The sequence below is a fragment of the Pseudomonas coronafaciens pv. oryzae str. 1_6 genome (assembly GCF_000156995.2).
In the GTDB taxonomy this organism is placed as follows: domain Bacteria; phylum Pseudomonadota; class Gammaproteobacteria; order Pseudomonadales; family Pseudomonadaceae; genus Aquipseudomonas; species Aquipseudomonas tremae.
In genome coordinates this window covers 3,492,308-3,503,538 of sequence record NZ_CP046035.1, presented here as the reverse complement: position 1 = coordinate 3,503,538, position 11,231 = coordinate 3,492,308, and the positions used below count along the sequence as shown (strand labels likewise).

Here is an 11,231-nt window from a genome sequence, read left to right as displayed (position 1 = left end):
GAAGAAAAGCCATGCCAATAACAGGAAGGTGAGGGGACATGGATCAACTGGCTCTCAAGGCTATCGAGAAAATCGCCGGCGCCGTGCGTGCGCCTTACCACAGCATTACCGTGGAGCGTCTGACGCCGATCATCGGTGCCGAGGTCAGCGGTGTCGATCTGTCGCAACCGCTGCAAGAGGCACAGCTGGCGGAAATCCGCAGGGCGTTTCTCGAGAATCATGTGCTGGTGTTTCGCGATCAGCACATGACGGTGGAGCAGCATAAAGCGTTCGGTCGCCTGTTCGGCCCGCTGCGGGCCTTGCCGGTCGAAGATATCGACGGCGATGATGCTGAACTGGTCGTGGTGCGCGCCAATGCCCAGTCACGTTTTGTCGCCGGTGAGTTGTGGCACACCGACGGTACGGCCGATGCGGAGCCTTCGATGGGCTCGATGCTGTATGTCAAAGAGACGCCCGCGATCGGCACTGGCGGCGATACGCTGTTCGCCAACATGCACCTGGCGATTGAAATGCTCTCGCCTGCCATGCAGCAGTTTCTCGGCCAGCTGACCGCCATTCATGACGGCGAAATTCCCTGGAAAGGCTACACGCCGCCCGCCAATCTACCCAAGAGCGAGCATCCGGTAGTCGTCCGCCATCCAGAGACCGGGCGACCGACCCTGTTCGTCAATTCCGGGTTCACCTCGCACATTGTGCAATTGTCCGCTGACGAGAGCCGGACCCTGCTGAACATGCTTTATGACTTGATCGCTCGCGAACCGAGCCTCAGTTGCCGAGTGCGCTGGGCACCCAATACGCTGGTGTTCTGGGACAATCGCTGCACCCAGCACCATGCCGTCTGGGACTACTTTCCACACTCGCGCTATGGCGAGCGGGTCACGATTCTGGGCGGCCGGCCCACGGCGTGAGGCAGGCTGGCCGGGCACCGGTTTTCAGGCCCGGAGTTGCAGGTCGTAGATCAGATCATCGAACCATTGCTCGCCGATCTGATAAGCATGCGGCACGCGGCGTTCCAGGGTGAAACCGCATTTATCCATGACTTTGCACGAGGCGATGTTGCCGTCGGTCACGGTCGACTCCAGTGAGTCGAGCCCGATGGCGGCGGCATAGTCGATGACTGCGCGCAGCGACTCGGTGCCATATCCCTTGCCCTGGTGCTCAGGCAACAACAGGTAACCCACTTCCGCATGCCGTGGCGACATGATGCGAAAGCCGCTGACACCCAGCTCCACGCCGCTGTGCCTGTCGATGACCACCAGGCACAGCCAGTGCTCTGACTCAGGCCCCCACTCAGGCAGCCGGTGATTGAAACCTTTGCGGATCTGTTCCTCTTCGATTTCACCGAACACATATTGCATGGTCTGCGGTTCCGAGTGCAGCCTGAGGAACAGCGGCCAGTCGTCAACGACCATCGTCCGCAGATAAAGCCGCTCGGTGTTTAACTCCAGCATCCATTGCTCCTTGAAGGATCAGAAAAGGCACAGGGTTTTTTACCCGGCCTGCACCCAATGATCAATAATGCACGCAAATTCCATTGCTATGACGCTCGGCAGCATGGGCCCATCTTATTTTCAGGACGTCAGGGACGATAAATGGCATTTCGGGTATTGGTCATCGGTGGCTACGGCAACTTCGGCAGGCTGATCTGCAACCATCTGGTGAACACGCCGGGTATCGAGCTGGTTACTTCAGGTCGTGACAGCCACAAGCTGGCAACGCAGCTCGCCGAATTGCAGACGCATGGTGGCAACGCCTGCCAGAGCTGGTGCGTCGATATCATGCAGGCTGGCAATAGCGAGTCTCTTCGGAGGCTGGGCATTGATCTGGTGATTCATACGGCCGGGCCTTTTCAGGGGCAGTCCTACGCAGTGGCGCAGCATTGCATCGATGCCGGGGTCAATTACTGCGACCTGTCGGACTGCCGGACCTTCGTCTCCGGCATTTCCGCCCTCGACACTGCCGCTCGCGAGGCGGGTGTCAGCCTGCTGAGCGGGTGCAGTTCGGTGCCCACGCTCTCGGCAGCAATCATCGACCAGCATCGTCAACGTTTTCTGCGCATCGATTCGATAGCACACGGCATCTCGTCGGCAGCGAAAATGCCTGGGGTTTCCACCGTGCTTGGCGTGCTGGCCTACGCCGGCAAGCCCATCAGGCAGCTCAAGGCTGGCCAGGTGCATGAGGTGTCCGGCTGGATGGATTTGACCCTGCGGCGCTTGCCTGGCATGGGCACTCGCTTGCTGGCCAATGTCGATGCGCCGGATATCGATGTCTTTGCCACGCGTTATGCGGCGCAGAGCCTGAGTTTCAAGGCGGGTTCGGGGCTCAAATCGGGTGTGATTGCGACCTGGTTGCTGGCGTTGGCCGTTCGTCTTGGACTGGTCCGCGACCCTGCGCCGTGGGCGGTGCGCTTGCACCGCTGGGGGACCCGCTTCGAACATCTGGGTGATCGAAAAAGCGCCATGTATATCGATGTCGACGGAGAGGGGCTAGACGGTCGACCGCTGCAGATGCGTGCGCAATTGACCGCGCTCAACGACAAAGGCCCCGAAATCCCCAGCTGCGCCGCCGTCGCCCTGAGTATAAAAATGGCAGCTGGCTATCGTCCGCAGCCAGGGGCGCGTGCCTGTGTCGGGGAGGTCAGCGTTGACGAGTACCTGGCGGCGATCAACGAGCCGTCAGACATTTGCCTCGATGTGCATTTTGAGCCTGCGGGGGTCTGACGTTGCTTTATATCGGCCTGAAATACCTGCACGTCATCGCGGCGATTTTCCTGTTCGGCTTTGGCATGGGCTCCTACCTCTATCTGATTGCGGCGAGCAGGAGTGGTAATCCGGTGGTCATTGCTCATGTTGCTAGAACGGTGGTGCGCTTCGACGCGTGGATTACCACACCGGCAGGTTTTGTTCAGATCATCACCGGCTATGCGATGGCCCGTCTGGCGGGCATGTCGCTTTTGACTGACTGGATCATTACGTCCCTGATCATTTTTGTCTGCGTAGGCATGCTGTGGTTACCCGTGCTGATTCTGCAACATCGTCTTCAGCGAATGGCCGAGGACGCTGTCAAGGCAGGCGCACTCATCAATGATCAGTTTCAAGCGCTTTACCGTCTATGGTTCTGGCTCGGCATCGCCGGTTTTTCAGGCATGTTCGTGATTGTATTAATGATGGTGAGCAAAATGACGTTCATGCGTTTGCTGCAAATTTGAAGCGGTCCGGGCGTATGTCTCCCTGCCACCGGTCATCTGAAACGTGTGTTTCAGGTCAGATAAATAAATCTTAATGAGGCCGGTAGCGGCCCTGAATACGGGGTGTGCACGGCACCTGTCTGCAGTTGTCTGCTTAATCAATCTCAATAAAGCTATCAAGTTAACCTGCGTTGCGCCGATTCACAGGAATCACGAAAAATCAAAGGCACACACGTAATGAGCGCAAAATGGTTGGACAACTTGAAAGTCAGCAAGAAGCTCGGGCTGGGCTTCGCGGCTATTTTGCTGGGTGTATTGACGGTGACGGCCATCGGTTACTCCAGCACTAACCTGTTGATCGAACGCATGGGCAAGAGTAGCAAGGTCGCCGAGATCAAGGCTGACGTTTTGAGCGCGCGTATCGCTGCACAAGCCTACGCCACAGGCCCTAGCCCAGCGGGTGTGCAGACTTACTCAAGCGCACTGGATACGCTGAATCGCAGCGTCGATGATGGGCTGCGGGTATTTGTGGTGTCGAGCAACCTGGAAAAACTGCGAGGCATCAAGGAGCAAGTCGGCGGGCTGAAGCAGACGTTCGAACAGTTGGTCAGCATCAACCAGAAAGTCGATGATGCGCTGAAACCCATCATCAAAGTGTCCGATGATGTCAGTGCCACTTTCGAGAACCTGCTGAACAAGACCATTGACGACACCTTGCGTGTGCCGGATGAAACCGGCATCAAACAGGTCAAGATCGCTGGCGACCTGCGCAATGGCATGACTAATTTCCGTTTGGTATTTCGTCGCTACCTGAGTATCCCTTCTGCTGATAATCGTCAGGCCACTTATAACGCGGCTGACGCGTTGATCGCTCAGGTGGGTGCCGCCCGCAGCCAGTTGCCTGTCGAGGCGAATGCCTCGGTAGATGCTGCGCTGGCTGCATTAAAACAATACAAAGTGCTGATGACTTCGATCTCGGAAATGCTTCAGCAGACCGACCAGATACGAGGCAATTTGCAACAGCAGTCTGTTGCGACCGCTGCTCGTGCAGACGATTTGGCGACCCAGCAGGTAATCAGTGCCAAAAAAGAGCAGGACACTGCTGTCATGCAGCTGTTGAGTGTGGCGGTGGTCGTGCTGCTGATCGGCATTTTTGCTGCATTCGTGATCACCCGCCAGATCACCGCGCCATTGAATGACACAGTCATCGCCGCGCGTCGTATCGCCGACGGTGATCTGACTCATGACATCAGCACGATTCGTCAGGACGAACTGGGCCTGTTGCAGAACACCATGCAGCACATGACCGTTTCCCTGCGCAGTCTGATCGGTGGTATCGGCAACGGTGTCACTCAAATTGCTACAGCGGCCGAGGAGTTGTCTGCCGTGAGTGAGCAGACCAGTGCCGGTGTTTCCTTGCAGAAGACCGAAGTGGATCAGGTGGCGACCGCTATGAACCAGATGGCTTCCACCGTGCAGGAAGTTGCGCGCAATACCGAAGATGCTTCGCGGGCGGCCAAGCAAGCCAGCGAGCGTGCGGCCCACGGAAGCAGTGTGGTGCAGCACGCTACACGTGAAATCGGTCAACTGGCCGGTGAAGTGAAGCAGCTCGGTGAGGCCATGCAGCGTCTGACTGAAGACAGTGGCAAGATCGGCAGTGTCATCGACGTGATCAAAGCTGTCGCCGAACAGACCAACCTGCTGGCACTCAACGCGGCCATCGAGGCTGCACGTGCCGGTGAACAGGGCCGTGGTTTTGCGGTAGTAGCCGACGAAGTTCGCTCGCTGGCCCAGCGTACTCAGAACTCGACCACTGAAATCGAAGCGCTGATCCTGACCTTGCAACAAGGCACCGGCGCCGCTTCGGGCCTGATGGACGCCAGCCTGCAACGCACCGAAGGTACTGTGGTTCTGGCCCGCCAGGCTGAACAGGCACTGGTGGAGATCAACCAGTCAATCAGTACTATTGAACAGATGAGCCAACAAATTTCCGCTGCCGCCGAGCAACAAAGCTCGGTGACGGACGAAATCAACCGCAGCGTATTGAGTGTTCGCGACATCGCCGATCAGTCGGCCTCTGCGACCGAGCAGAGCGCAGCGTCGACAGTCGAACTGGCCCGCTTGGGCAGCGATCTGCAGAGCATGGTTGCGCGCTTCAGGATTTAACCTTCCAAAACAGAGTGCCTCGTGACGCCGTCACGAGGCACTCTGTCGGGCTTCTGCCCGCGCAACCATCCACCCCCCATACCCCGAAACCGCCATGCCTCCGGCTATTTGTCAGGACAGCGGCTCACCGAACATCGCCCATGCTCAGAGCATCGTCATCGGCGGACCAGAATGGCCGCAAGGCCCGTGTGGTACTTGAAAGCCCGTCCAATCAGGCGATCAAGGCATGCGTCGAGGCGGGGCTGGCGATCAGACTCATTGATCGAGGCGCGGTCAGCGATGCCATGCGGCTGCTCGATGACCTCCCCGATATCGCCGAGCATGAAATCGTGTTTCTGCGATCGCCCGCGTCAAAGACCGATGAGGCCGTGAGTCTGCTGGCGCAGGCGATGCAGAAGCATTTTCGGGTTTAAGCTGGGCGCGAGTGCGCCTCAACCGTCCTTGAACAAAAAGCTATACGCATTCAGCGCCGGGACGCCGCCGAGGTGTGCGTAGAGCACTTTCGAGCCTTCGGGGAATTCGCCGTTGCGCACCATGTCGATCATGCCGTGCATGGATTTGCCTTCGTAGACCGGATCTGTCAGTACGCCTTCGAGTCTGGCGCAGAGGCGTATGGCTTGCAGGGTGCCTTCGTTGGGCAGGCCGTATTCGGGGTAGGCGTAGCGGGTGTCGAGTACCACGTCTTCGGCGGTGATTTCACGGCCAAGCTCGACCAGCTTTGCGGTGTTTTGAGCAATGCGCAGGATTTGTTCGCGGGTTTTGTCCGGCTTGGCCGAGGCATCGATACCGATGACTCGCTGCGCACGGCCATCGGCAGCGAAACCCACCAGCATGCCTGCATGGGTGCTGCCGGTCACCGAGCAGACCACGATATAGTCGAACTTGAAGCCCAGTTCTTCTTCCTGCTGACGCACTTCATCGGCAAAGCGCACAAAACCCAGCCCGCCGTAGGGATGCTCGGAGCAACCAGCGGGGATCGGAAACGGTTTGCCGCCGCTTTCAACCACGTCGGCCATGGCTTTTTCCCAGCTCGGGCGGATGCCGATGTCGAAGCCGGCCGAGTCCAGGCGCACATCGGCGCCCATGATGCGCGACATTTCGATATTTCCGACCCGGTCATACAGCGCATCGGAATAGTTGACCCAGTTCTCCTGCACCAGCACGCATTTCATGCCCAGATGCGCCGCGACAGCCGCCACCTGACGAGTCTGATTGGACTGGATGCCGCCTATGGACACCAGCGTGTCGTACCCACCTTCGATGGCTTCAGGCACCAGGTATTCCAGCTTGCGGGTCTTGTTGCCGCCAAATGCCAGGCCGCTGTTGCAGTCTTCACGCTTGGCATACAACTCGACCTTGCCACCCAGGTGCTCGCTCAAGCGTTTCAGAGGGGTAATGGGTGAAGGGCCGAAAGTCAGAGGGTAGCGTTTGAACTTGCTGAGGTTCATGTCGGGTCTCCGTTGATGAGTTGATCCAGGCATCGAAGTTTTGAGGTTCGACGTTTGAACGGTGTGCCTGGCATGGCTCCCATCATAGAAAATCGCCCGGTAATTGTGGTTGCAAAGAATTGTATGTATGCAAAATTATGGTTAGTGTATTTGCCATCAAACCTGTTTTTATTCTGTGAAATAAATAATGAAAGCAATAAATGAAAGTGCCAGGAAGTCCGGTGCCGATATGGCGCCGCTGCTGGACAGGATCGACCGCGCTATCCTGAAGACGCTGCAGCGTGACGCCTCGATTTCCAATGTCGCACTTGCCGAGAAGGTCAAACTGAGCCCGCCAGCCTGCTTGCGGCGTGTCGAACGGTTGAAGGAGGCGGGGGTCATCAAAGGTGTTGTCGCGCTGCTCAATGGCGATGTACTTGATGCAGGCATGGTGGTGCTGATCGGCGTAGTGCTGGATCGCTCCACGCCGGACTCGTTTGCACAATTTGAAGCAGCAGCGCAGAAAGTCTCCGGCTGCATGGAGTTTCATGTGGTCACCGGCGAGTTCGACTACTTCATGCTGCTGCGCACTAAAGACAGCCAGAGTTTCAACCGCCTGCATGCCGAACAGTTGCTGTACTTGCCGGGCGTCAGGCAGATCCGTTCGTTCATGGGCCTGCGTCAGGTGTTGTCGACCACGCATTTGCCGATTTGACAGACCGGGAGTGTCTGGCCGGGCATTGTCAGCGTCAAACGTTCGCGTCTGACAAGGGTCAGAGTTGGTTGATGCAACACGATTGACGCCGGTGCGTGATTCAATAAAGCCGTTTCTTTTTATTTGCTCAAGGATTTTCATTTTGGCTGCTGGAAGCTTGCTTACCCTGCTTGACGATATTGCGACCCTGCTGGATGACGTGGCATTGGCCACCAAAAAGACCGCAGGCGTGCTGGGCGATGACCTGGCCCTCAATGCCCAGCAAGTCACCGGCGTGACGGCGGACCGTGAGCTGCCGGCGGTGTGGGCGGTCGCCAAAGGTTCATTGCTCAACAAGGCGATTCTGGTGCCGGCCGCGTTGTTGATCAGCGCCTTCGCGCCCTGGGCGATTCTGCCGCTGCTGATGATCGGTGGCGCGTTTCTGTGTTTCGAAGGTTTCGAAAAGATTGCCCATAAATGGCTGCATCCTGAAACCGGTGAGGAACACGACCAACGCAAGCAAGCGGCTACAGATGCATCAGTGGACATGGTCGCGTTCGAGAAGGAGCGCATCAAGGGTGCGATTCGCACTGACTTCATTCTTTCGGCAGAAATCATCGTGCTGGCATTGGGCGTTGTCTCGGCCCGTCCGTTCATGGACCAGGTCGGCGTGCTGGTTATTGTTGCGGTATTGATTACCGTCGGGGTCTATGGCCTGGTGGCCGGTATCGTCAAGCTTGACGACTTGGGTCTGTACCTGAAAAAGACCGCAAGCGTGGCTGCGCAGAAGGTCGGCGGTGCCTTGTTATGGCTGGCACCGGTGCTGATGAAGGTGTTGTCGATCGTCGGTACTGCGGCCATGTTCATGGTCGGTGGCGGGATTCTGGTTCACGGCCTGCCGTTCGTTCACCATTGGGTCGAAGGCGTGACGGAAGCGGCGGAGGGTGCTGTAGGCGGTCTGTCGCTGGTTGTTCCGACGCTGATCGATGCTGTCGCAGGGATTATTGCCGGTGCGGTGCTGGTGTTGGTCGTGACACTGATCGGCAAGCTCTGGAAAGCGGCGAGGGAGTAACCGTAAGGGGCGTCGTGACAGAGGCAGGTTGTGGGCGCGGACCGGGCGATGCATCGCTTGTCCGCGACCTCTTTATTTTGTAGGAGCGGACTTGTCCGCGACCTGCCGGGAACCGGCAGTAAAACTGTTTTCAGGGCCGCTTCGCAGCCCATCGCAGCCGTCGTATCCTCCTGAAGCACTACGCCGCCGTCCTCCTGGCAGATGCCCGTTCTACGCGTATCTCAAGAGGTATGTATGACTCGGTCACCTACTTAGAAAAACACTTTCACCAGTAAGCTCGCGGTGTTCTGATCGGTATCAAAGGAGCTTGTATCCTTGATGCCGTATTTGTTGGTCCAGTAGTCGTACTCGATACCGACATAGAGCTGGCGTTCCGGGTAGTTCAGTGCTTTGCCGAGGTCATACTTGATCTGCGGGTTGAAGTGCAGGTTGGAGTGGTAAGTGCCACGTGAGGTCTTGTCATTGTCCACCACCCAGTCCATGAACCCGTCGATCAGCACGTCCGATTTACCGACGGGAATGGTGTAGGACCAGACTGGAGTAATCTGCCATACGCCGTCACCCGGCCGATTGCCTTCGGTCTGGCGCTGGTAGAAGTTCAGCTGGAAGTAATCGAAGCCCGGGATTTTCAAGTCAAAGGCCGGACCGATAAGATACGACTCGTTATCGCCTTCACCAAACTCGTAAGTTGCAGCGATCAACACATCGCTGATCGGCCCGAATTCAAACTTCTGACCAAAGATCTTGCCCAGCGACAGCCGTGGCGAGAACTCGCCGTAGTAGGTGTTATCGCCAGCCGTTGCGTCTTTCTTGCCGTTGTAGAAGATCTTGTCGACGAAGAAGAAGTTATCGCCGTATTTCCAGCTGTCCGCATGCTCGAATGTGAAAGTCTGCTGATTTTCCGGATTCACAGCAAAGTCTCGTCCATTGAGATAGGTGAGGCTATTGCTCTGCCACTGGAATATATCCCCCGCCATGGCGGGTGCGGCGGACAGCAGACTGCTGGCCAGTAACACGCTGGAAAACGTACGGTTCATGCGGTGGGTCCCTTGATATGGATCATGATTTTGCAGACTGGCGTTCTGTAAGTGACGCCTTGTCTGGTGGAGCAATAATTTGTCTGTCTGGTCAGCTTTATGTTGTTAGCAAGAGCTGCGCCAACCCATGAAAAAATTCAACTAATCTCCAGGCCGATGCTGAGAGTGTCGGTTTTAAGTGTTTTTTCAAGCCGACAGGCGCCTGAGTGCTCAGTCAGCCAGTTGGCTGTCCGGGCACATTCAATGTAAGGGCAGGTGAAGGTGCAGTTTCGCAGCGGCGGCGGAGGATACTGACTCGCATCACCCAGCTCAAGTGCTCCAGGGCAGGGCGCCTAGAGCGAAAACAGGGCAAACGCCTGGTTGGGTCAGTTGATGTGCGCGCCCTGATCGATCCATGCACCTACCAGATCACGCTCCTGCTGGGTCATCTGAGTGATATTGCCTAGCGGCATGATGGGCGCGGTGATCGCTTGCGCCTTGATGCGGGGTGCCTGTTGCCGGATCTGCTCGGGCGTATCGAACATTACCCCTGCCGGGGCGACGCTGAACAGTTGGCTGGTGGGGTTGGCCGAGTGGCAGACCGAGCAGCGTTGCTGGATTACCTCATGCACCTTGGTGAAATCCGCATCGGCAACCTTGGCAGGTTCTGCCTGGACGGCCGGAGCCACCGCTTCTGCAGGCTTCTCGTCGGCCCGGTGACCGCCCACGGCGGTACCCGGCAGCGGCTGGTAGACGATCTTCGCGGACGGTTGTTCGGGGCCTGTGACATACGCCAGGCAAAGCATGCCCAGCGCGGCGACCGGCAGGGTCCAGGCGAATCGGTGACTGTCATGCCGTGTATTGAAATAGTGCCGCACCAGCACAGCCAGCAGCGCGATACCGGCCAGGATCAGCCAGTTGTACTGACTGCCATAAGTACTTGGAAAATGGTTGCTGATCATGATGAACAGCACCGGCAGGGTGAAGTAATTATTGTGCCGCGAACGCAGCAGGCCCTTGGCCGGCAGGCTTGGGTCCGGGGTGCGGTTCTCGGCAATGGCGGCCACCAATGCGCGTTGCGCCGGCATGATGATGCGAAACACGTTACCGACCATGATGGTGCCCATGATCGCGCCCACGTGCAGATAGGCACCACGGCCGCTGAATATCTTGCTGAAACCGTAGGCTGCCGCGACCAGCAGCACAAACAGCACTACGCCCAGCAGCGCGGGGCGTTTGCCCAGTGGCGAGTCGCACAGAAAGCTGTAGACAAACCAGCCAACGAACAACGAACCCAGACCGATATGCACGCCTTCGGCACCGCTCAGGCTGCTACCAGGTGCCAGCAGGTACAGTGTCGGGTTGGCGTAAAACACCACACACAGCAGTGCAACCCCCGACAGCCAGGTTGAATAGGCTTCCCATTTGAACCAGTGCAGGTTCTCCGGCATGGTCGGTGGCGCAAGCTTGTATTTTTCCAAGTGATAGATGCCGCCGCCGTGGATCGCCCACAGGTCGCCCGACAGCCCGTCACGAGGGTTGCTGCGATTGAGGTTGTTCTCGAGCCAGACGAAGTAGAACGATGCGCCGATCCAGGCGACACCCACAATCATGTGAATCCAGCGCACGCCCAGGTTCAGCCATTCCATCAGATGTGCCAGCACGGTTC

Annotated in this window: 10 protein-coding genes and 2 pseudogenes; 8 read left to right on the top strand and 4 right to left on the bottom strand. The window is 57.6% G+C overall.

Annotated elements, in window-relative coordinates; translation table 11 throughout:
* Window positions 1-38 precede the first annotated feature (38 nt).
* Window positions 39-908 (top strand): TauD/TfdA dioxygenase family protein, encoded by an 870-nt coding sequence (locus tag POR16_RS15730; protein WP_024668855.1) that lies wholly within the window; start codon window positions 39-41, stop codon window positions 906-908.
* Between the two features lie 24 nt (window positions 909-932).
* On the opposite strand, the gene POR16_RS15725 is transcribed toward POR16_RS15730, so the two are convergent.
* The gene (locus POR16_RS15725; RefSeq protein WP_005890683.1) at window positions 933-1,451 is read right to left on the bottom strand and encodes a GNAT family N-acetyltransferase; all 519 of its coding nucleotides are present in this window, start codon (window positions 1,449-1,451) and stop codon (window positions 933-935) included.
* A 141-nt stretch (window positions 1,452-1,592) separates the two neighbouring features.
* Between POR16_RS15725 and POR16_RS15720 the strand changes: the two genes are divergently transcribed.
* The 5 genes and pseudogenes from POR16_RS15720 to POR16_RS15700 form a co-directional block, all read left to right on the top strand.
* On the top strand, window positions 1,593-2,720 hold the full coding sequence (locus POR16_RS15720; RefSeq protein ID WP_005890685.1) for a saccharopine dehydrogenase family protein: 1,128 nt from the start codon (window positions 1,593-1,595) through the stop codon (window positions 2,718-2,720).
* 2 nt (window positions 2,721-2,722) lie between these two features.
* Window positions 2,723-3,208, top strand: a complete 486-nt coding sequence (locus POR16_RS15715) for a DUF2269 family protein (protein ID WP_005890687.1) — start codon at window positions 2,723-2,725, stop codon at window positions 3,206-3,208.
* Window positions 3,209-3,424: 216 nt separating this feature from the next.
* Window positions 3,425-4,447: pseudogene (locus tag POR16_RS27105) on the top strand (methyl-accepting chemotaxis protein); the annotation flags it as partial.
* A gap of 33 nt (window positions 4,448-4,480) precedes the next feature.
* Window positions 4,481-5,353 (top strand): methyl-accepting chemotaxis protein, encoded by an 873-nt coding sequence (locus POR16_RS27100; RefSeq protein WP_371906418.1) that lies wholly within the window; start codon window positions 4,481-4,483, stop codon window positions 5,351-5,353.
* A 167-nt stretch (window positions 5,354-5,520) separates the two neighbouring features.
* Window positions 5,521-5,766 (top strand): annotated as a pseudogene (locus POR16_RS15700) (LysR substrate-binding domain-containing protein); the annotation flags it as partial.
* A gap of 18 nt (window positions 5,767-5,784) precedes the next feature.
* Here the strand turns inward: POR16_RS15700 and POR16_RS15695 are convergent.
* Window positions 5,785-6,801, bottom strand: a complete 1,017-nt coding sequence (locus tag POR16_RS15695; protein ID WP_005890695.1) for a 1-aminocyclopropane-1-carboxylate deaminase — start codon at window positions 6,799-6,801, stop codon at window positions 5,785-5,787.
* Window positions 6,802-6,988: 187 nt separating this feature from the next.
* Between POR16_RS15695 and POR16_RS15690 the strand changes: the two genes are divergently transcribed.
* Together POR16_RS15690 and POR16_RS15685 are read left to right on the top strand one after the other, a co-directional pair.
* Complete coding sequence (locus POR16_RS15690) at window positions 6,989-7,495, top strand: Lrp/AsnC family transcriptional regulator (RefSeq protein ID WP_042932324.1); 507 nt, start codon at window positions 6,989-6,991, stop codon at window positions 7,493-7,495.
* A gap of 142 nt (window positions 7,496-7,637) precedes the next feature.
* Window positions 7,638-8,546 carry a DUF808 domain-containing protein gene (locus POR16_RS15685; protein WP_122381242.1) on the top strand — a complete coding sequence of 303 codons (909 nt, stop codon included), beginning with the start codon at window positions 7,638-7,640 and terminating at the stop codon, window positions 8,544-8,546.
* A 251-nt stretch (window positions 8,547-8,797) separates the two neighbouring features.
* Here the strand turns inward: POR16_RS15685 and POR16_RS15680 are convergent, their stop codons facing one another.
* Window positions 8,798-9,583 (bottom strand): outer membrane protein OmpK, encoded by a 786-nt coding sequence (locus POR16_RS15680; RefSeq protein WP_005890707.1) that lies wholly within the window; start codon window positions 9,581-9,583, stop codon window positions 8,798-8,800.
* Between the two features lie 365 nt (window positions 9,584-9,948).
* Window positions 9,949-11,226 carry a urate hydroxylase PuuD gene (locus tag POR16_RS15675; protein WP_005890709.1) on the bottom strand — a complete coding sequence of 426 codons (1,278 nt, stop codon included), beginning with the start codon at window positions 11,224-11,226 and terminating at the stop codon, window positions 9,949-9,951.
* Window positions 11,227-11,231 lie beyond the last annotated feature (5 nt).

Excerpts from the sequence above, each read along its gene's own strand:
- POR16_RS15690 (WP_042932324.1), top strand. The coding sequence starts at position 6,989 with ATGAAAGCAATAAATGAAAGTGCCAGGAAGTCCGGTGCCGATATGGCG.
- POR16_RS15695 (WP_005890695.1), bottom strand. The coding sequence starts at position 6,801 with ATGAACCTCAGCAAGTTCAAACGCTACCCTCTGACTTTCGGCCCTTCA.
- POR16_RS15730 (WP_024668855.1), top strand. The coding sequence starts at position 39 with ATGGATCAACTGGCTCTCAAGGCTATCGAGAAAATCGCCGGCGCCGTG.
- POR16_RS15725 (WP_005890683.1), bottom strand. The coding sequence starts at position 1,451 with ATGCTGGAGTTAAACACCGAGCGGCTTTATCTGCGGACGATGGTCGTT.
- POR16_RS15720 (WP_005890685.1), top strand. The coding sequence starts at position 1,593 with ATGGCATTTCGGGTATTGGTCATCGGTGGCTACGGCAACTTCGGCAGG.
- POR16_RS27100 (WP_371906418.1), top strand. The coding sequence starts at position 4,481 with ATGCAGCACATGACCGTTTCCCTGCGCAGTCTGATCGGTGGTATCGGC.
- POR16_RS15680 (WP_005890707.1), bottom strand. The coding sequence starts at position 9,583 with ATGAACCGTACGTTTTCCAGCGTGTTACTGGCCAGCAGTCTGCTGTCC.